The organism is Chitinophagales bacterium, assembly GCA_041392475.1.
GTDB lineage: Bacteria > Bacteroidota > Bacteroidia > Chitinophagales > UBA2359 > JAUHXA01.
Genome location: JAWKLZ010000001.1, coordinates 1625102 through 1646674 on the forward strand (window position 1 = coordinate 1625102; position 21573 = coordinate 1646674).

The window sequence follows — 21573 nt, forward strand, 5'->3', positions numbered from 1 at the left end:
TACAGCTTGATAACGATTTTTCAATCGAATCGCTATTAAAATGTCAAACTTGTGTCTTAGTAGGAAATATTGGTATGTCCTTCTTTGATGGAACCTACTTTGAAAGCTTCGCCTACTTTTTGAGCATAATACTTTTTCTGAAGTCCGTTATAAGCATCTGTATAAGGTACAGAAACTTCAAAAGCGGGTATGGTCACACCACTTCTAACAATAGTATCAGCTTGAATGTCAAACTTTATACCATTGGTATTGGGTACAAAAGGAAGCGAATCTGCCATAGAGGTTCGTCCTGCAAAAAGAGAATCCAAAATTGATATTTTGATGATTTCCTTTTTGGTGACAATAGTAGTGTCATCTGGATTCCCGATTATTTTCGTTACCTGGAAACTATCGTTCTTTACAACAGTCACCAAAGTATCCCAATCACTTGCATACTCGGTGTACAAATCTTTGAACGCCGTTTGACTTTGCCTGATTTTTTCCAGTTTTGAAATGAGATCCTCATTCCTTCTCACTTTTTCGTTTTCGAAGTCAATTGGTTCTTTGACAGTGTTAACCAATGCATAAGACAAGTAGGCTACAATCAAAAGTAGCGCAATATTCAAACCTATTTTTAATCCGTTCATATCTTGTGTTTAGTTGCAGATTTTTACAATACGCAATAATACGATTTTTGAAAAATTAAAAGAAATCTTTGTCAATTATTAAGTTGAAAAGTACGAGATTTTAAGTGAAATGAAAAATCTTTGGTGAAATTTTTATCATAAAAACCATTTTTATATTTTTTCAAGGGTTTCTTTTCAATTTCCAAGCCTCTCCTACTGCCAATTCTTTCAGATTTCCCTTCAATTCTCCTTGTTGACTCAATGCTCTTAAACTACGAATAGGTTCTCCAATCGGTTCATCGCTTAAATCATAAGTACCAAAGTGCATTGGAATAAAAGTATTGGACTGCAATTCATTGAAGGCCTGCACAGCTTCTTGAGGATTGACATGTGACCCTTGCATGACCATCGCTGGTTTGTATGCACCAATTGGCATCATTGTAGCATCAATCGTGATGTCGCCAAAAGTGTTTCTAATCTGCTGAAAATGTTGCCCATAAGCGGTATCTCCGGCAAAGTATATATTGTAGTCAGGACTTTGAATCAAAAAACTGCCCCAAAGCATGTCATTGAAGTCAAATAAACCACGTCTATTCCAATGGATAGCAGGCAAAAAAGAAATTTGCAAATCGTCTTGTGGGATTTGGTATTGTTGGTACCACGCTGCTTCTTGATAATTTTGAGTCCCAAGAGGGAGAATGAGGCTTCCCAAATCCATTGGTGCTAAAAAATGTGCTTTTGGATTGTATTGAAGGATTTTTTTGAGAGAAGGAACATCGAAATGATCTCTATGTCCATGCGACATCAAAATATAGTCAATACCTCTTATGTCACTGACATCACAGGGAATTGGAACATTTCGCTTCAATAAGCCACTTACACGCCCCAAACAGGGATCAGTCAAAAGGGAAACGCCATTGATTCGTATAAAAAAACAAGCATGCCCAAGCCACATAAGCGTATTTTCCTGACTCTCAAATATGTTCCTATTTTCCTGCCAATCAGGTTTATAGTTATCTGCTTTTTTTTCTTTTGCTTGTGGGTTTCCTCCGAGTTGCCATTTTAGAATGGTCGAATAGGCAGGATGTTTGCGGCGTTTGTCATTGACATATTTTCCATTCTCCATCTTATTGCCTTTTAGGTTCTCTTTGACAAATGGAAGTTGTGGGTTGAAACGATAGGTGATGTTCTTGTCCATAAGTAAAAAAAAGTAATTAAATTTTCGTAAAAATAAATTTAATTACCCAATTAAGCATGTTAATACTATGATTTTTTGTGTTTTATATTTTTAACCACTTATAGGTGTAGGCAGCAGTATTTTTAGCTTTACCAAAGTGTCCTCACGCTATACTCCACCAATTTTATATTTTTGGGGTTCGGCGGAAGGATGAAAATACGCTCCTTTTTTGTAGTTTAAGCCTTTGGTAAGACAAATTACACATTTTCTATTGCAGCGTTTGCCAAAATCCTTCAAAATCTTTTAGCTTTATTTCAAAATTATGAATTCATTGAAGATATTGGTAGCGAAAACTCTTTGAAGTTTATCCTTTTGCTCCTACTAATTTTGAAAATCAGCATTTTATAAAATAAATTTCAAGATTCTCGGTCATTCTTCTTAATACTTATATGAATCAATTTCTGCAAATAGTTTTCAACACACATAAATATATGAAACAACTAATTACTTTTTTATTCTTTTCTCTATTGGTAAGTGGCTCAATAATGGCGCAAAAAGATAGAGATTTCAGTCAAGTCGATGCTCATTCCAAAACCAATCCTGCAGGTAAGGCAATTGACATGGCTACTTTGACCAAATATTTAACCGAAGAATACGACAATGATTTTGATAAGGTCAGGGCAATTGCAGTATGGATAAGCAACAATATTGCCATAGATGTAGATGCGGTATTAAACCAAAAGGAGGAAGATGTTTTGCCAACCGATATTATTCTGAGAAGATTGGCAGGCCCTGAGCACCACGCCCATTTGTTTTTGGCAATGTGTCAAGAAGCAAAAATAAAATGCTATAAAGTGAGAGGATATTTAAAAGATATGTTCTACGATGAGGGTGATTCATTCTATATTACCAACCATACATGGAATGCTGTCGAGCTGGACAGCACTTGGTACATGGTCGATATGGCTTTGCTAAGTGGCTCGATAGAGAGTATCAAGCAAATAGCACGACCCGAAGATGCTTCGAAACACGACCCTAATAGCCAAGCTCTGGAGTGGACACCAAGATTTAGAGAAGCCTATTTTTTGGCACATCCGAAGGATTGGATTTTAACCCATTTACCTGCCGATCCCATGTGGCAGTTGAATTACCATCCAATGCCTTTAGATACATTTGAACACGGCAACGAATCTGTTGTAGCATTTTTAGCAGCCAATCCTACTGATACCACACTACACTACAATCGCCACCTTGCGAAGTACGACCTATCTCACTCCTTTTACAAACCTGTTTATATTGCAGAGAACGCATTGGAGTTCAATCCCCGCAATCATAAGCTAATCACTTATAGCAGCGCAAGTTATGCACTTGACCTTACCGAAAGTAGGACTCGCAATGTGAGTGTGTGTAAACAAGCCAAAAAACACTATCTGCTTGCTTTAGAAAATGCACAAAAATACAAGGAAGATATATCTGCAATGTACAGTCGTGACAAGAATAAACTTACTACCCAACGAAGCGAAATTTTAACTCCAAATAAAAGCTACACTATCCGAAATACAAAAATGATAGAAGGGTTTGATAGAGAATCCGATAGAATTGGTGAACGCATCAGCCGTTTATCTGAACGGGCTAAGGATTGGGAAAGTAAAGCAAAAGAAGCGACTAGTGATAATCTTAAAGATACGACCAAACCTAAAAATCAACGAGAAGAGGCAGATTCTTTACTAAAAATCAACCAAGAAATCATTCAAAAAAATGAGCTTATGATTGAAGAAGCGATGTCTGACTCCAAATCGCTGAGAGATAGCACACAGTATTACTACAAAAAAATTGCTCAAAACTGGGAGTTCGAGCATGCCTTCGCACCTCAAGTTCTACAAAATGTTGACTTGCGGATTCAATTAAACATCTCTCAAGCGAAACTAGAGCAATTGAAGCCTTATGGCGAAAAAATTGACAGTTTGAAAAGTATTTGTATTCAAGACATTCAAAATCACAATGATGCCATTTTAGATACTATAGAAATGCTGATTGACATAAAGGGAATAAAAGATAGTTCTGCTATCGCTATGCTGAAAGAAAACAAAAAACTACTGCGCCAAAACAAACGCATGATGGCTGCTGATATGGGAGAAGATGCTCAGTATGATGCACTAAACCAAAAGTTAAAGGTAGCATACGACCTGAAAAACCAAGATTATTATGACAAAATGAGCTATCAGAAGGATTTTCTCAACAAACTGCAGGAGGATAGAAAATTGGCGATTGCGGAAAACAAACTATTGGAATTAGAGCAACAAATTGAAGATCAATTGTTTGAAAAACGAGTGGCATTTGTGAAATCACTTTCCGAATTGAGAAAAGAGCAATTAACAGAAATAACCACTAAGTGCAAGGATAGAATGAAGATAGTAGATGGCATATTGCGAGAAGCAGGTGAAACAGACTAATACTGTACTATATTTTAGGCAAAAAATAAGTGCAAATATACAATCTAATTATGGCAAACAAATTTCTTTTAAAACACGCCTCATCAACTCTTTAAAATCTTGCGCCCTTTTCAAAAGAAAATTCATTTTAATTCGTAATTTCATGAAAAAATGGAGCATTGTTCAAGTAACTGTCGGACTATCTATAATGATATTTCTATCGTTTTTCATGGTGCTTGGCTTCAATGAAGTATCTACAAGAGAAGCTATTAAGTGGTCAGCACGAATCAGTTTCCTGCTGTTTTGCAGCGCATTTGTAGCCTCGAGTTTACATCACCTACTTCAAAATATTTTTTCTGCTTGGTTATTGACTAATCGAAAATACATAGGCATTTCCTTTGCCATCATTCACCTTATTCACTTAAAATTCTTACTCATCCTTCAATACTATTTCCATCCAGTTTTTGATTTAGCAGCCAAAACTTCTATTGCAGCAGGTAGCATTGCTTACTTATTTATTGTATTGATGTTGCTGACCTCATTTTCCTTTTTCGCACAATATTTAACAACCCGACAATGGAAAATCTTACACACAGTAGGTGGATATTGGATTTGGAGCATATTTATGAGTAGCTATTGGAAACGTTCATTGACCGAATCCGCACACATTCCTTTAGTTGTCATATTAGTAGTCGTACTCATTCTAAGAATCTGGTATTTTGTTAGCAAAAGGCGTTCACCAACAATAGAATAACAAACCTCTATCTGTCAATGACGTAGCTTCAATACTTCAATCACTTCCTCTAAAGTGTAATTTTTTGCAGCCAAAAGTACGAGGTAATGATACATCAAATCGGCAGCTTCTCCCAAAAAAAGAGTTTTATCGTTGTCCTTCGCTTCAATCACCAACTCTACTGCCTCCTCTCCTACTTTCTGCGCTACTTTATTAATACCTTTTTCAAATAAACTACTGGTATAAGAATTGGCTTGAGGGTGTTTTTTTCGGTTTTGAATCACCCGCTCCAAATGCGCCAAAAAATGTGCTTGTTGGTTTTTCTCTTCAAAGCAAGTATCACTACCTGTATGACAAACAGGCCCTTTAGGACGTACTTTCACCAATAAGGCATCACTGTCACAATCTTCCTTTAGACTGACAAGCTCCAAAAAATTGCCTGAAGTTTCTCCTTTTGTCCACAGCCTCTCTTTCGACCGACTGTAAAAAGTCACCCGTTTTTCGGCAAGTGTTTTTTGAAGTGCCTCCTCATTCATATATCCAAGCATCAACACTTTGTGTGTATCCGCATCTTGCACTATTGCAGGAATCAAACCATCCATTTTGATAAAATCAAGATTCATTGTATTTTTCAGTTTTTTTGAGAATAATCATCTACAAAGCTATTAATAACAAAAGATATTTTGCTTCAATTAAGAAAAATGTTATTTTAGCAAAAAATTATCCTATCGTATATTTAAAGAAATATACTGTTTTACAATTAATTTTAACTATTTAATTATTTGAATTGATTGCAGATGCTTTTTTTAGTTTGTATAGTAATGAATATTTGTTAATTTTACATTTTTTAATTTTGATAATACACACCCATTTTACAATACATTTTTTTGTTATTATTTTTTTTCAAACGTTCAATTTTTTAATCAAATGCTTTACAAAATCCCTTTAAAAAATACCGATAAACTATTATTGGTATCCGATGACGGTTATGAGTTGTTGACCAACAACCCATACTTCAAATCTATTGATTTATTGAAACACCTAAGAATTCATTCTTATGGCTATGCTTTTTACCAAAAGAATCACCCGAAACCTGATGGGAAAGGCTATAAAAATGAAACAATCTATGTGCACCGCTATTTAGCAGAACGCCTTATTCCTCAACCAGAGAGCGAGAAACGCTTGCTGGTAACATTCAAAAATGCAGAAAGGTTGGATTGTCGTACGAACAATTTGATGTGGGCTACTTCCTCACAAATTATCCGTAACATTCCGTACAGCGGGAATACAGATAGCAATTACCGTGGTGTTTACAAACTTCCAAGTGGCAACTATCGAGCAGCTATTTTCAAAGGCAAAATACCACATGAACTGGGTGTTTTTGAAACTGCCGAAGAAGCTGCATTGGCGTACAATCGCAAATCAGTTGAATGGTTTGGTAAAACCAAAAGCTTGAATATCATTCAAAATGATTCAGAATAGAGCCAACTATTCAGTAGCATATTTTTGAAGGATTTAATGTATTTAGACTTTTGACGAGAGAGCAAAGATACAAGAAGCAGGAATCTAATTATCAATTACTTATATCTTGCTTCTTGCTTCCTACTTCTTTCGTCCAAAGTCCAAGTATATCTAAGTAGAACCCATCTGTCATTTATCTATTTATACTATTTTCAAACCACTTACTTATATCCTTCAAACATTGCTCTGAGATTTGATGTCCCATATTGTATTCATTGTAGCTAAGGCGAACAGGTAATTTTTCAAGCATCTGATTCATTTCTCTTGCTTGTTCAATGCTTATAACATTGTCGTTTTTGCCGTGTGTCACCAATACAGAAAGATTGGATAAATCATCTCTATTTTGACTAATGTGACTTTCCAAGCCCTCAATCATTTTGCCACTCAAAACGGCAACACCTGCAATTTTTTGGGGTTCAGACAAAGCTAAGTACAAACTCATCATTGCTCCTTGACTGAATCCCAATAAATAAACTTGATCTACATCCGCTTTCAATTGTGCAACTGCTGCATCAATGAAACTGGACAAAATCTGCACACTTTCAGCCGCTTCGGTCGTATTGCTACTCACATCCCCCTTGTTGGAAAACACTAAGTCATACCATTTGTATTGATTTTCTCCTGCGCTATGAGGTGCTTGAACACTAACAAAGGTAAATCGGGGATCTATATAATCTTTGAGTCCAAACAAATCATCCATATTGCTTTTGAAGCCGTGCAATGCAAATACAATAGGAGCTTTTTCATTTTCGGGTAAGTTACTCGGATTCAATCTATAGGGCAGTGTAAAGGAAGTTGAAGGAGAAGGCTTTGGAGGTTGTATGTCAGGAGTATTGTTTTCAGTAATCACCTGAGTCTGTGTGTTATTTTGGCCTGATTGACAAGCACTTAAAAACACACTAAGTAATAGGATAGTTCCCAACATCTTCCCAATTTGAAGAAAACAAATACTTACTAAATTCTTGATTCTGGAATCATTCAAAGTAATCGGAATCATAGTTTACACGGTTTGGAAATATTCTCGGAAAAATCACCGTTCAATATAGCAAAAAATCATCTGTCCAATGACCAAACTACACCCAAATCTATTTGACATTTTAGCAATCTGCTGCTTACTATTCGCAGTGAGCTGCAACCATTTCAAAGAGCAAATAAAACAACCTCCTCCAAAAGTATATGTAAATCAATCTATTCCTATTTCACACATTATAGATTCGCTTCAAATTCCCCAAAAAGCCCTATGCATTTACATTTCTAAAAAAAAACGTGAACTTCACATTATGGCAGATAGCACAACACTCAAATCCTATCCCGTTGTCTTTGGTTTCAATCCAATTGACGACAAACGAACTGAAGGCGATGGCTGTACACCAGAAGGGCTTTTTGTAGTACGAGATCGATATCCACATAAAAAATGGTCAAAATTTATTTGGGTGGATTATCCCACCAAAGACTCTTGGCACAAACATCAAAAAGCGAAAAAAGATGGCAAGATTGCAGAAAAAGCAACAATCGGCGGACAAATCGGTATTCATGGAGTACCCAACGGACAGGATTTTTTGATTGATATGGGTAAAAACTGGACTTTGGGTTGTATCTCTTTGAAAAACAAACACATTGATGAATTTTACCCTTACATCAGCAAAGGAACAAAAATAGAAATCGAGGGTTTCGGAACAGAAAATTGAAGGATGTTCCTCCAATCAATTTTCACCAAATTACTTCAATGATTTATACACATAAAAAATAGGTGCTTGTGCAATATTCGTACTCCAATAGCTAAAAAATTCAGGTTCAATAATTTGTTCCAATTTCCAGCCACTCCCCTCTCCTTCAATGTAGTTTCGGATGCTTCGCCAATTGCCATGCGTTCTTTCATCAATCACATCAAGGTATAAAATAGAAACAGGGTAACGCCTTTCGGAAAACCAAAAATCAGAAAAAATGATGTATTGAAGTTCACTGCTTTTCAACGCTTCAATATTCGCAGGGGCTTCTTCACTGCAATGTGTCAATACAATTCCTTCCACATTGTAAATACAGGTATTGGGTGATACATTTTCATCAACAAAGTTTTGGAGTTTTTCATAAGTAGTTGGCTTAGCGGTCAATGCCAAATCATATTGAAGTACATGACCAATAGTTTGAAAGTTCATCACCAAAATAAGCAATACAACGCCCCCTCCTATCCACTTGTCAAATTGTTGGGCATAACACAAACACCAATCATAAAGAGCAGCAATACAATACCCTGCAAATAACACCAAAAAAGGAGTCATCGGAATCGTCCAACGGTGAATGATGCCCCGACTAAAAGTAAGATACATATAGAACAAAATCAAAAAGAACAAGGCTGGAAAAAATACACTATTTGCCGCCATTTTACTTTTGAACAAAAAAGCCTGTTTATCAAACAAATAGTGTATTATCCCTGCAAAAGTCAACAACAAAATTCCCCAACCTACTCCAAAAGGAGGATGAAAATAAAAAGGAGTTTGCCAAGTTCCTTTGATTGTATAGGGATATTCGTTTATGTGTCGAACCAATTCACTGTACCACACTTCAATCTGAATCAAATAAGGCAAGTTAATCACCACAAAAGCAAGTCCCCAAGCCCCTCCAAACACCATCATTTTCTTCCAAAAACTCCCCACCTCTCCATCTCTCCCTTCAAAAATCCTCTGTGCCTCTGTGCCTCTGTGTTCTGCTCGTTTCAACCATTGCCAAAGTTTGCAACTGTTGGCAAGGTTTCCTCTACTTTTTTCTCCCTCTTCCCAAAAACCCTCCACCTCTCCATCTGTCCCTTCAAAAATCCTCTGTGCCTCTGTGCCTCTGTGTTCTGCTCGTTTCAACCATTGCCAAAGTTTGCAACTGTTGGTAAGGTTTCCTCTACTTTTTTCTCCCTCTTCCCAAAAACTCTCCACCTCTCCGTCTCTCCCTTCAAAAATCAAACACACAAACACCACCGCCGTAACCACCACCCCCACATTGATTTTGGTAGAAACTGTCAACACACAAACTACAGCCGTCCAAATCAAATACTTTCGCTTTCCCTTCAATGAATACTGCAAAAAACAATACACACTCAACACCACAAAAAAAGTCGAAAGTGCGTCTGACACGCCATAATGTGAGGTTTCTATGTGCTTGAAGGTAAACAAGAAAAGAGCAAGCGTAGAAAAAAGAAACACCTTACTATCACTAATCAAACCAACGATTCGGTGCATCAAAACAATCGTCAGCACACTCGGCAAAAAAGACACTACAATACGGGTAAAAATCAAGCCCAAAGGAATCGGCAAATCTATTGGCAATATTTTCTCCAATGCAAAACCCATTGCAGCAGGAATGACTGCAAGGTATTTACCCACAACACCATAAATAGTCACCAAATACTCCATTTCTGGATTCGGAATACCTGCCCCAAACAAGTTCAAACCCCCTTTGAGCATTGCCGTACCGCCTCCAAAATTTTGCTCCTCATCAAATGCCCAACGCAAGAACCAAATTCCGTAGAATCGTTCAAGGATAAGCAGAGAATAAAGAAATAGTAGGAAATGGTATTTTTTCATAGGTAACAAAACAGCATAGGTTTTACAGGCGTTAAGGTACTAATTTTAGTCATCAAAAATCACACTACGACTACTTTAAAATACCGCCTTTCTTTCTTTCCAAACATTGGTCAAAAAAAATATTCTTATGGTCTATTTTTTAAAATATTTATTCATAGTTACATTCTGCTGTAGTATGCACTCCAATTGCAGCGATGAGGTGGTTTATACGAACATTGAAGAAGTCATAGGGGCAAATGAAAATCTTACATTCTTTAGAGAAAGAATAATTTTTATTACATTTATTCTCGTGCTAACTAAAAAAGATACATTAATGACAAAAAAAGCTTTATTAATTGAGCAGGTAAAAGCAATGCCTGATGAATGGGTAGATGAATTCTTGCATTTGATAGAAAAACTGAATGGACATGAAGATGATACACTTCAAACGCATTTGGCATCTGAAGCAATATTGGCAAAAGATTGGTTGAGTAAAGATGAAATGGAACTATGGAAAGACTTATAGTAGGCGATATAGTGGTCGTTCCTTTTCCTTTTTCAGATTTGTCTGGTTCACATCGCAGACCCGCTTTAATAGTTGCCACTCTACAAGGTGATGATGTAGTGCTATGTCAAATCACAGGACAAAACAGAAGTGATCGGTATGCAGTGTTATTGAGCAATTCAGATTTTGAGGAAGGCAGTCTAAATAGGTCAAGTAATATTCGGACAAATCGGCTTTTTACTGCCTCTAATAATATTATTGCCTACAAAGTTGGAAAACTCAACCACCAAAAAAGGATTGAAGTCAAACAGAAAATAGAAGAAATTTTTGATTTATAAAGTTACAGCATGGAAGTTTCTTCCATAGCAGTAGAGTCATTTTCTTCTTCCAAGTCGTCTTCCACTTCCTCCAAAAACCCATCATTTTCCTCCAAAGGAAACTCAATGGCATCCAACACCAATTTGATAGAATCTTTATAGACACAATAATCGTCTGCCAATTCGGGCTTGACAGGATGGGCAGGCGGCATTTTTTCGGTCAGAGGATTCACCTGTTGACCATTCTTCCAAAACCGAAAACACAGATGTGGCCCCGTTGCCAAGCCCGTACTTCCCACATAACCAATTACTTGCCCTTGCCGAACCCTTGTGCCGACATTCACACCGCTTGCAAATTTGCTCATGTGAAGGTATTGAGTAGTGTAAACGCTGTTGTGGCGAATTTTCACAAATCGTCCATTTCCTCGACCATACGCCCTATCCGTGACGGTTCCTGCGCCTACTGCCAAAATCGGCGTGCCTGTTGCAGCAGCATAGTCTGTACCGAGGTGAGATTTGTAGCGTTTGAGGACGGGGTGAAAACGTTTGTGGGTAAATTTTGAAGAAATGCGGCTGTATTTAAGAGGAGCTTTGAGGAAGGCTCGGCGGACAGATTGTCCCTGTTCGTCAAAATATTGCAGGTCTTCTTCAATTCCTTCGTCGGATTGATTGAAGGCAAAAGCATAGTTGTCGCTGCCCCAATATTTGAAGTAGGCGGCATGGATTTTACCAATGCCTACAGGTTCGCCATCTACATATTTTTGTTCATAAATGACTTTGTATTGGTCGCCTTTTTGGATGCGAAAGAAGTCAATGGTCCATGCAAATATTTCGGAAAGATCCAAAGAAAGTTGTGGGTCTGTAAGGCCTCTCTCCATCGCCACAGATAAAGAGGAATGAATCGTGCCAGAAGTGGTTTGAATACGGGTTTCGACAGGTCGGGCAGCGGCATATACTTGAATAGAATCTCGAAGGTCAAACACCACATAGTCAATGGGATTGGGTTCGTAGATAAAGAAAGCAGCTCGCTGTGTACTATCACACAAAACGGTGTAGGGTTTGCCTACTCGCAATTTGGTGACGGGAAATACATCGGTAGCTTTTCGGGCAGATTTGTCTATGATTGGGTAAGGCACATTGCAGCCGAGCAAAATATCACTCAAAAACTCATTCTTCTGAATTTCATTGTGGTGCACAAAATATTTGCTTGCATCTATGTCAAATTTTCGGGCAGCTTCCGATTGCAGGAAAGTCAAGCCATTGACCATTGAAGGAAGTTTCTTTTTTACGGTTGGGGTGTTAAAATCGAAATGTATGAAATCCAATAAGTTGGTAAAATTTAAGATTGCACCAACCATCAATCCCATTACAAGAGCTATTAGCGTACCTGTTTTTTTCAAAATCCTTTTTTTTGTTGTAATCGGTGGCTAAGTTAAAATCTTAGAACAAACTATCCAAGTTTAGTAAAACTCAGAAAACAAATGCAATTTCATAAAAAGCTGATTTTGAATTATCTTTTTCATTTTAATTTCCATTTTAATTTTCATTTGTTCCTCACACACTTTTAACATACAAATTTTGACTGACCTTACTAGAAATTGTGAGAGTTCGATTGTCGCTTACCTGCAAAGTCATGGATCCGTCAAATTCATAATATTTGAGCAGTTCCAAAGTTGTTCCCAATACCAGTTGTTGTTCTGCAAGGTAACGCAAAAATCGAGGTTCATGTTGGACAACACCTACAATGACTACTTTTTGTCCTTTTTGAAGGTCAGAAAGCAAAAATTGTTTGCGTTCATAAATGTTGCCTTGTTCATCGGGAATCGGGTCGCCATGTGGATCAAATTTTGGATGCCCCAAGAAAGCATCCAAACGGTTGGTCAATGTAGGTGAGTGAATATGTTCGAGTTGTTCGGCAATTTCATGTATTTCATCCCAAGTAAATTTGAGTTTTTCGACCAAAAAGACTTCCCAAAGTCTGTGTTTGCGAATCAGCTTTTTGACAATATCTTCTCCTATTTTGGTCAGTCGCACCCCCTTGTATTTCTCATGTATGACCAATTGTTTTTCATTGAGCCTTTTCATCATATCGGTAACAGAGGCCGCTGATGTATTCATGGATTGTGCAATAGCGCTCGTTTTTACGTGATTGCCTTCCATGTTTTCGTGGATATGATAAATGGCTTTGAGGTAATCTTCTTCGGTCGTAGAAATCATTAACAATTGTTTGGTTATGTTACAAAGATAAAGAATAAATCAGGATTGAAATGAAAATAAAATTGAAATGAAAATTCAAACGCATTTGTAATTTTGAAGGTTTATTGCTTAGATTACATACTTTTTCTATTAAATGCCGATTGAAAAAAACTGAACAAGTTCTCAGCTTTCATCTTGAATTTGAAGTTTTACGTATGCTTTTTTTTATTTTATTTTGTTTGTTACTGACGGTGTTCTATTTGTTACTCATTGGTACGTATGTCTTTGGGTGGACAACAATGCCTAATTGGAAGCCCCAACAAAAATCTACCCCCTTCAAAACAACTGTCTGTGTCCTCATTCCTGCCCGCAACGAAGAAGAACACATTATCAACTGCTTACGGGCGATTCTGGAGCAGCGTTATCCTATTGATTTACTGCAAATCATAGTGATAGACGATTTTTCAACAGATAAAACGGCGGATTTAGTAGAATATTTGGCAGAAAGAGTGCCGAATCTTCAATTGTTGCGATTGGCAGATATGGTGACTGAAGAAGAAAGAAAGTCACTCAATTCCTTCAAAAAGAAAGCATTGGAGTTAGCGATTGCTCAGTCACAGCAAGAATTGATGGTCACTACGGATGCAGATTGTGTGATGAATCCGCTTTGGCTTCAAACGATTGTAGGATATTTTGAAGAAACCCGTCCACAGTTAATTGCAGCACCTGTTTGTTACAAAGAAGAGCAGAATTTCGCACAACGGTTTCAATCATTGGATTTTATGGGAATGATGGTATCGACAGGTGCTTCTGTTCATTTGGGCATTGCAGATATGAGCAATGGCGCAAATATGGCTTACACAAGAGCTGCTTTTGAAACAGTGAATGGTTTTGAAGGAATAGATCATATAGCTTCGGGTGACGATATGTTGTTGATGACCAAAATAGCTCAAAAATTTCCCAATCAAATTCGTTTCCTCAAAAATTTGGATGCCACTGTTTACACCTATCCTCAACCAGATTGGGCAAGTTTTGTGCAGCAACGCCTTCGATGGGCTTCAAAATCAGCACAGTACAAAGACAAACGCATTATTTTTTTTCTTGTAGCAGTGTACCTCTTCAATATAAGCATCTTCTTCAATTTGATAGCAGGTATTTTTTGGAATGCAGACCTATTGCAGTTATTTCTCCTTCAATTTGTACTCAAATCTATTTTCGATTTTGCCTATCTACGAACAGCTTGTCGTTTTTTCAATCGAAATGAATTATTATCCCTATTTTTACCTGCTCAATTGGCACACATTCTATACATCATTGTGATTGGTGTGTGGAGTCAATTTGGTCAATTTGAATGGAAAGGGCGAAAAGTAAAATAAATGAACGAACAAACACAGAAACAAAGAGAGTATTTATCTCCCAATCAAAAAGCACTGAAGCGTTTGCTAAAAAACAAGCCTGCAGTGGGTGGGTTTGTTGTGATTGTATTGGCCGTGCTGATTGCCATTTTCGGTTATCTGTTGACTCCTGATTCTACGCCTTCTGCCAACGACCAAGTACTCGAAATAGCAACTGAGCCTCCTGGCTTTACCATCGAAATGCTCAAGGTTCAAAAAAATCGAGCAGATCGCCAAGAGAGTTTTTTTCAGCTACTCATAGATGGACGAGAAAATCCTTACAAACTCGTTCCGATGAAAGAATACCATTTTGATAGTACCAATATCATTATACACCGCTATACAGGTGGGGTCAATACTTCGGATATTGATACTTTCAATTTGGCGGAAGTAGTTTTTCCTATTTCAGCAACGATAAATAGTATTCGCACCGAAGGACAAGAAATTGTTTACTTGGATTTAGAAGATAAGGAACACAGAACGAGTATTGAAGCACTTCAAAAAGTGGTCAAAGAAAACCACATTGAAGAAAAACGCTATTTACTTGGTACGGATAAATTTGGAAGAGATACCTTGAGTCGTTTGATATTGGGCGTGCGGATTTCGCTTTCTATTGGGCTGATGGCAGTGTTGATTTCTTTGATAATCGGCATTACAATTGGCGCAATCGGTGGATATTTTGGAGGCGTGGTAGATGATCTGGTGATGTGGTTAATTAATGTTTTTTGGTCTATTCCGCTTTTGTTGTTGGTGTTTGCGCTGGTCTTGACCTTGGGGCGAGATTTTTGGCAAATATATTTAGCCGTTGGGCTGACGATGTGGGTAGAAGTAGCTCGGATTGTGCGGGGGCAGATTTTGAGTCTGCGAGAACAAGAGTATGTAGAGGCTGCCAAAAGTCTGGGATTTGGAAACGTACGCATCATTGCTCGACATATTTTGCCGAACATTGTAGGCCCTTTGGTGGTGGTGACTGCAGCCAATTTTGCATCCGCTATCATCATTGAAGCAGGTTTGAGCTTTTTAGGTATCGGCGTTCAGCCACCCACCCCTTCATGGGGAACGATGCTCAATGAATATCGAAATTATATTGGCACCGACAAGGCTTATTTGGCACTTTTTCCTGGCATTGCCATTTCCGTTATGGTATTGGCTTTCAATTTGTTGGGGAATGGACTTCGAGATGCATTGGATGTAAAAACACAGGTTTAATTTTTATTGCAAAACAATGACAATCGGCAAAATTTTTGCTATTTTCACACACTAAAAAGTATAAAAATCGACAATTCCTTCAAGTCTATTTATCAAAAAATAGTAAAGCCACAAAAATTTTCACTATTTTTAGACGTTTCAAGCATACAAAACTTGGATAAAGCTATCGGACGTGCATCACTTAGATTTCAATTTTACCAACAGTTTCTCATTTTTAGTAATGGTCAAAAATTCATTTCCCGATTTGAAATTTCAAACTGCCTATACACAAAAACAGTTTTCATTTTAATTCTTGATATAATTTTCATTACTTAGCTTGCTCATTAAGTCCTAAAATATTTCAATGGATAGCGATTTAAAAAACTCTAAATATAAAGTAAATCTCGAAAAATTGCAAAAAAAGCTGCAAATGAGAGATATGCGAATCAATTCGGTATTGGAAATCACCAATGCCATCAATCACAATGTGAGCGCAAAAGAATTGTTTCGCATTTACGAGTTTATGATGCGAACAGAAGGCATCAACAAAGTGATCGTTTTCCACAAAAACTACCAATGGAAGTGTGTGTGTAAGTATGGTGTGAGTAGTGAATCAAGTGAGATGAAAGTTGAAGATCATCTTCTGGGTTTCACCAAAGCTACTTTTATACACGGTTTGACAAACTTGACAACCAATATTCTAGAGCAGTTTGATTTAATCATTCCCGTTTATCACAAAAAAGAGCCTCTGGCCTTTATCTTGTTGGGTGATATGCACCTCAAAATGGATATGAACAGATCTTCTATTACAGACATGATTAAATTCGTTCAGACGATTACAAACATCATCGTGGTTGCCATCGAAAACAAAAGACTCTTCAAAAAAGAACTGGAACAGGAAAGCCTCAAAAAAGAACTCGAAGTAGCTGAACGTGTACAAAACATGCTCATTCCGAGCAGTTTACCTAATAGCATTGCCATCGAAATGGCGGCTGTATATATGCCCCATCACAACATCAGCGGTGACTACTATGATGTCATCAAACTCGATAAGGAAGGCAACGACCTATTGGTTTGTATGGCAGACATTTCAGGAAAAGGTATTGCAGCGGCATTGATTATGGCGAACTTTCAAGCAATGCTTCGGGCTTTGGCCAAGGAAAACAACGATTTACCGCAATTGATACAAAAGCTGAATCAACGCATCCTCGAAATAACCAATGGCGATAAATTTATCACCTTTTTCATTGCCCGACACAATTTGAAGGAACGCACCCTCCGATACATCAATGCTGGACACAACCCTCCCATTTTGTCCAACAATGGTTCTTTCAGTTTATTAGATCAAGGCTGTACCATTCTCGGGGCATTTGACAAACTTCCATTGGTAGAATCTACGGCTTTGGATGTTTTACCAAATACTGTAATCATCACCTATACCGATGGGCTGACTGACTTAGAAAACGAAGCTGGCGAATATTTTGAAATGGAAAGATTGACCTCTTTTGTGCAGGCAAACAACACACTTTCTATGGACGACTTCAATATGGAACTGTTGCAGCAAATCAAAACCTTCAAAGGAAACCAAACCTATACAGATGACATTACCATATTGAGTTATCGCTTGCATTAGTACTGAGAGAAGATAATTTAGAACGCCAGCATAACGCTATCAACTTCCGAAATTTATTCTCAAAAAATGACGGATTAGTCTTGCAGTTCCGTTCTTTTCAAAGCAAAAATTTAGAAAGTCTTTGCTCCAAATCAGGAAACTATTTTATTCGCAATCTTTAGTAACATGTTATTTGGTGTTTAAATATGATTACAATGAAACCACTTCAATTTCTTTACACCCTATTTATCTTGCTATTTTTCACCAACTGCAGTACTCCAAAATCTGCAAGCCTCCCTCCTACAAACAGTTACCGTTTGCAGCAGGACAAACCCACACTAACTGAATCCCTATTCAAAAGCAAAGACAGCACTTTATCAGAAGAAGACATTCAAAAACTATTGAATGGAAAAATTGTGTTTCCAGAGGCAGTGCGAATTGCCATTTTCAATTATACGCCAACAGCTAACAGTTACTCCAATCGCTACTACGGAACTTATTGGGACAATGAGGAATACCTGCATTTGCAGCAAGACTACATGGAAGCCGTAGTCAATGGATTGAAGGCTTCAAAACGAGTTGAAAAGGTGATTCTGATGCCTTCTATTTTGGCAAACGAACGTTCATCTATCACCCAACTACGAGAAGCTGCAGTGAGATTGCAGGCAGATGCACTCCTGATTTTTCACCTTCAAAGTGACCTTTACTACAAATACAAACTCTTCAAAAAAGACCAAGCCAAAGCTTTTGCCAATTGTGAGGCATTGCTGATGGACATTCGTACAGGTATGATTCCACACGCTGATGTATTGACGCACGAAGAATTAGCCGAAAAACAAGACACTGATTTTGATGTGGAAACCATGCAAAAAAGAGCCATTAAATCAGCTGTTTTGGGTGTACTTGAGCAAATTACACAAGGTGTTGCGGCATTTATGGAAGAAAAGTAACCTATTGTAATAAAAATCAATAAATGGCAACTTTAGTATCGTTGAATTCATTCAAACTGTGCCTTGATGAAGTTACCACTTTCTTGCTTTTAACTGCACTAGCCCCTATTGCTATTTTCCCACACAATAGTGAAGATTGAGAACAGTTCAGAAGTTTATATCTTTAAGATGTTCACAACCTTCAAAAGAACCAACTCGTTTGTAGATTATGTAAACTTGAAGCATCGTTTTAATAGCTGCATCTAAAACCCACAAAAAACTAGCACTGTGATAAACCACATTTTCCGATATGTACTCATCTGTTTAGCTATTTGCCTGTGTATCAGTTGTGACAATGCAAAGCGAGTATCAGAGCGAGGCGATAAGGGTACAAAACACACTACATCAGACAATTCCTCAGAACCCAATAACATCCAACAAACCCTTGCTCCTACCATCGCTTATTGGCAATACAGTCCCTTACATCCTAACAATGAAATACCTGTGACATATAGTGTGAAAGCCTTTGATGACAGTGGAATCGAAAAAGTAACACTTGGAGTCTATGAATACGAATTGTATAGAAATGAGGCAAATTTGCCGAGTAAAAAAAGGCGGGAAGGCGGCAATTGGGGACTAGTGAAAACATGGCTTTTTTCTCCTTCAAAAGATACCATTGAGTTGAGTTTCACCACAGAAGGTTTTCCTGCTCACTCCAATGTTTTCTTCCAATTCAAAGTTACCAACACCGAAGGGCATACCAGCGAACGGCAAGCCATATTTGACGCTGGGGATTCACCGTGGGAAACGGATAAAATTTTGCTGTATTCCTCCACCGATACCATTGCAGTCAAAAACCGCATCAACATCTGTTTTTTGATAGATACTGACTACCACGGAGATTTGCGGAAATATTTGAAGGATGTAGAAACCTTGATTTACAAAGGTTATCATGCCAACAACATGATTGAAGCCTACAAAGAAAAATGGCTTTTTTATTATACCCGCTTTGAAACCAGCGCAGATTTGATCATTCACACCGATATGCCCATGCCTTCCATCGTGACCACCAATCCATTGCAGGGAATTGATGCCTATGCCCTTTTGCACCAAGAAGACATCACAGACGGCGCATTCATTGCAGAAAGAACCAACATCGTCACCCACAGTTTCTTCACCGCCGAACCCTACAACCTCGGAACGGTAGTCCACGAAACCGCCCACGCCATTTTCAATCTCAACGATGAATACAGTGGCGCACCTTATGAACAGTTGGAACAACACTCCAATGCTTTTGAATCGAAGTTACTTTGTGAACAATACAAACGTGAAAACAACTATAAAACAAGTATTTGTCGCCCAATCATTGATAGCAAAGGCAAAACATGGTTTACCCCAGAAGAAGAAGTTTTGTTCACCACCCGTTCTGCTTGTCAGGACTACAACCGAGCCAATCAACTACCTTTCAATGATTGTACAGCTTTGTTGATAAAAGACACAATCTGGTACCGTCCGAATGCTTCAGTTTGTATCATGTTAGATGATAGGGATAAAGAAGTACCAGATTTTCAAGAAGTTTGCAAAAGAAGAATTGAATGGTATTATGAGCAGTTGGGGAAATGACGGTGAATGGTGAATGGTGAATGGTGAATGGTGAATGGTGAATGGTGAATGGTGAATGGTGAATAAAATCAAACAATTATTATTGATCTCATAATCATTGTTTTATGTAAAATTAGCAATTAAAATATTTTCAATAAATCTTCTTTTTTGGCTGTATTAAAAGTATGTTCTATTTTTGGCGACATCGTTTTTGGTTTTACATAACACTAAATACCCAACAAACATCAGTAATCTTAGATTCTGTTTTACTTTATCCAATCCCAAAATGAAAAACCCTACTCCAATCCCCTACAAATGGCTCGTTTTTTTAGCCACTGCAAAACTCTTGGTTCACTTCTTTACAAATGGGCAATACGGTTTCCATCGAGATGAATTTCTATACATTGCTTTGGGAGAACATCTGGCATGGGGTTTTGCAGAAATACCTCCTTCAATAGCAATATTCGCCAATATCAGCCGCAATTTGTTGGGTGACACCATTTTTGCCATACGTTTTTTTCCTGCAATGGTAGGCGCAGCAGGATTGATATTTACCGCTTTAATTGCGAGAGAATTGGGTGGAGGTAAATTTGCACAAGTATTGACAGGACTGGTTTTTCTGATGTCACCTGCTTATTTGGGTTCCAATACTTTGTTTCAACCCGTTTCCTTCAATCAGTTTTACTGGATTTTGAGTGCCTACATTTTGCTGCGTTGGATCAACCACCAAAATCCACATACCTGGATTCACTTAGGTATAGCCATGGGTTTGGCAATGCTCAATAAATATTCTGTTCTACTATTTGCTTTTGGGATTTTTGTGGGTTTGTTGCTGCATCCGATACACAGAAAAGCTTTTCAATCTAAGTGGTTGTACTTGGGAGTTTTGACCGCACTACTGATTTGGTTACCCAATTTGATTTGGCAAACCGCCCATGATTTCCCCGAACTGACGCACCTGCAAGAATTGAGTGACAACCAATTGGCGCACGTCAATGTATTTGATTTCCTGATAAGTCAGTTGTTGATGCAAGGTTTGAATTGTTGGATAGTTTTGTTGGGATTGGGTTATTTGCTGCTTTCTCCCAAGATGCAATCCTACCGTATTTTGGCATGGATATTTTTGAGTATCATCGTTGTATTATTGCTGTTGAGCGGTAAAGATTACTATTCTTTGGGTGCATATCCGATGTTGATTGCAGCGGGAGCATTGGCGATTGAAGTAGGAACGAAGGGGAATAATTGGCGAAAATGGCTACGCCCTGCTCTCATAATTTGGGTATTGCTCTGCAATCTGTTTGCAATTCCCTACGTTCTGCCCATTTTGCCTGTTGCAGAAGCCAAAAGTTATATGTTGTATATGGCGGATAACTATGGTTTGGATGGGCCGATTCGTTGGGAGGATGGCGAACGACACGACCTAACGCAAGATTATGCCGATATGCACGGTTGGGGGGAATTGGTCGAGTTGGTGGCGTATATCTATCAGCAAATTCCCGAATCAGAACGTTCTGAAACAGCGATTTATGCAGGAAATTATGGTCAGGCAGGCGCAATCAATTGGTATGGAAAACAATACGGTTTACCTAAAGCCCATAGCCGCAACAGCAGCTACCTTCTTTGGTGGGACGATTCTTTGAAACCCAAAAACTTGATTGTGGTGGACAACCGAGATTCAAGGGCAGATTTTGCAGTGGATTGTGAGGCGGTTGAATTGGCTACACAATTGAGTCATCCTATTGCAAGGGAGAATGGAACACATGTTTTTTTGTGTCGAGGATTGAAGGTTGGGTTTGAGGATTGGTGAAGGT

General features: G+C 38.0%; 19 protein-coding genes. 12 read left to right on the forward strand and 7 right to left on the reverse strand.

Going from position 1 to position 21573, the window contains the following annotated elements; genetic code table 11:
• Positions 1-56: 56 nt before the first annotated feature.
• Both R3E32_05905 and R3E32_05910 read right to left on the reverse strand, forming a co-directional pair.
• Positions 57-626, reverse strand: coding sequence for a hypothetical protein (locus R3E32_05905; GenBank protein MEZ4884256.1), 570 nt, complete (start codon positions 624-626; stop codon positions 57-59).
• 160 nt (positions 627-786) lie between these two features.
• A complete protein-coding gene (locus tag R3E32_05910; GenBank protein ID MEZ4884257.1) occupies positions 787-1803 on the reverse strand; it encodes an MBL fold metallo-hydrolase in 1017 nt (338 codons plus the stop codon).
• A gap of 470 nt (positions 1804-2273) precedes the next feature.
• Between R3E32_05910 and R3E32_05915 the strand changes: the two genes are divergently transcribed.
• Positions 2274-4235, forward strand: coding sequence for a transglutaminase domain-containing protein (locus R3E32_05915; protein MEZ4884258.1), 1962 nt, complete (start codon positions 2274-2276; stop codon positions 4233-4235).
• A 142-nt stretch (positions 4236-4377) separates the two neighbouring features.
• Positions 4378-4968 (forward strand): hypothetical protein, encoded by a 591-nt coding sequence (locus tag R3E32_05920; GenBank protein ID MEZ4884259.1) that lies wholly within the window; start codon positions 4378-4380, stop codon positions 4966-4968.
• A gap of 14 nt (positions 4969-4982) precedes the next feature.
• Here R3E32_05920 and hisIE read toward each other — a convergent pair whose 3' ends face one another.
• On the reverse strand, positions 4983-5570 hold the full coding sequence (gene hisIE, locus R3E32_05925; protein ID MEZ4884260.1) for a bifunctional phosphoribosyl-AMP cyclohydrolase/phosphoribosyl-ATP diphosphatase HisIE: 588 nt from the start codon (positions 5568-5570) through the stop codon (positions 4983-4985).
• Positions 5571-5874: 304 nt separating this feature from the next.
• Between hisIE and R3E32_05930 the strand changes: the two genes are divergently transcribed.
• Positions 5875-6429, forward strand: coding sequence for a hypothetical protein (locus tag R3E32_05930; protein ID MEZ4884261.1), 555 nt, complete (start codon positions 5875-5877; stop codon positions 6427-6429).
• Between the two features lie 172 nt (positions 6430-6601).
• On the opposite strand, the gene R3E32_05935 is transcribed toward R3E32_05930, so the two are convergent.
• Positions 6602-7465 carry an alpha/beta fold hydrolase gene (locus tag R3E32_05935; protein ID MEZ4884262.1) on the reverse strand — a complete coding sequence of 288 codons (864 nt, stop codon included), beginning with the start codon at positions 7463-7465 and terminating at the stop codon, positions 6602-6604.
• Positions 7466-7532: 67 nt separating this feature from the next.
• Between R3E32_05935 and R3E32_05940 the strand changes: the two genes are divergently transcribed.
• Positions 7533-8156, forward strand: coding sequence for a L,D-transpeptidase (locus R3E32_05940; GenBank protein MEZ4884263.1), 624 nt, complete (start codon positions 7533-7535; stop codon positions 8154-8156).
• 30 nt (positions 8157-8186) lie between these two features.
• Here the strand turns inward: R3E32_05940 and R3E32_05945 are convergent, their stop codons facing one another.
• Positions 8187-10040, reverse strand: coding sequence for a glycosyltransferase family 39 protein (locus R3E32_05945; GenBank protein MEZ4884264.1), 1854 nt, complete (start codon positions 10038-10040; stop codon positions 8187-8189).
• A gap of 313 nt (positions 10041-10353) precedes the next feature.
• On the opposite strand from R3E32_05945, the gene R3E32_05950 reads away from it, so the two are divergent.
• Together R3E32_05950 and R3E32_05955 are read left to right on the forward strand one after the other, a co-directional pair.
• On the forward strand, positions 10354-10545 hold the full coding sequence (locus R3E32_05950) for a hypothetical protein (GenBank protein ID MEZ4884265.1): 192 nt from the start codon (positions 10354-10356) through the stop codon (positions 10543-10545).
• Positions 10530-10862 carry a type II toxin-antitoxin system PemK/MazF family toxin gene (locus R3E32_05955; GenBank protein MEZ4884266.1) on the forward strand — a complete coding sequence of 111 codons (333 nt, stop codon included), beginning with the start codon at positions 10530-10532 and terminating at the stop codon, positions 10860-10862. Before R3E32_05950 ends, R3E32_05955 begins: the two co-directional genes overlap by 16 nt.
• Positions 10863-10864: 2 nt before the next feature.
• Here the strand turns inward: R3E32_05955 and R3E32_05960 are convergent, their stop codons facing one another.
• Together R3E32_05960 and R3E32_05965 are read right to left on the reverse strand one after the other, a co-directional pair.
• Positions 10865-12241 (reverse strand): peptidoglycan DD-metalloendopeptidase family protein, encoded by a 1377-nt coding sequence (locus R3E32_05960; protein ID MEZ4884267.1) that lies wholly within the window; start codon positions 12239-12241, stop codon positions 10865-10867.
• A 154-nt stretch (positions 12242-12395) separates the two neighbouring features.
• On the reverse strand, positions 12396-13058 hold the full coding sequence (locus R3E32_05965) for a metal-dependent transcriptional regulator (GenBank protein MEZ4884268.1): 663 nt from the start codon (positions 13056-13058) through the stop codon (positions 12396-12398).
• Positions 13059-13336: 278 nt separating this feature from the next.
• Between R3E32_05965 and R3E32_05970 the strand changes: the two genes are divergently transcribed.
• The 6 genes from R3E32_05970 (at position 13337) to R3E32_05995 (ending at position 21569) form a co-directional block, all read left to right on the forward strand.
• Positions 13337-14413 (forward strand): glycosyltransferase, encoded by a 1077-nt coding sequence (locus R3E32_05970; protein MEZ4884269.1) that lies wholly within the window; start codon positions 13337-13339, stop codon positions 14411-14413.
• A complete protein-coding gene (locus R3E32_05975; protein MEZ4884270.1) occupies positions 14414-15640 on the forward strand; it encodes an ABC transporter permease in 1227 nt (408 codons plus the stop codon).
• Positions 15641-15983: 343 nt separating this feature from the next.
• Positions 15984-17252 carry a PP2C family protein-serine/threonine phosphatase gene (locus R3E32_05980; GenBank protein MEZ4884271.1) on the forward strand — a complete coding sequence of 423 codons (1269 nt, stop codon included), beginning with the start codon at positions 15984-15986 and terminating at the stop codon, positions 17250-17252.
• A gap of 194 nt (positions 17253-17446) precedes the next feature.
• Positions 17447-18181: a hypothetical protein gene (locus R3E32_05985; protein MEZ4884272.1), complete on the forward strand. Its 735-nt coding sequence runs from the start codon at positions 17447-17449 to the stop codon at positions 18179-18181.
• A 267-nt stretch (positions 18182-18448) separates the two neighbouring features.
• Positions 18449-19783, forward strand: a complete 1335-nt coding sequence (locus R3E32_05990; GenBank protein MEZ4884273.1) for a hypothetical protein — start codon at positions 18449-18451, stop codon at positions 19781-19783.
• Between the two features lie 265 nt (positions 19784-20048).
• On the forward strand, positions 20049-21569 hold the full coding sequence (locus R3E32_05995; GenBank protein MEZ4884274.1) for a glycosyltransferase family 39 protein: 1521 nt from the start codon (positions 20049-20051) through the stop codon (positions 21567-21569).
• Positions 21570-21573: the final 4 nt, after the last annotated feature.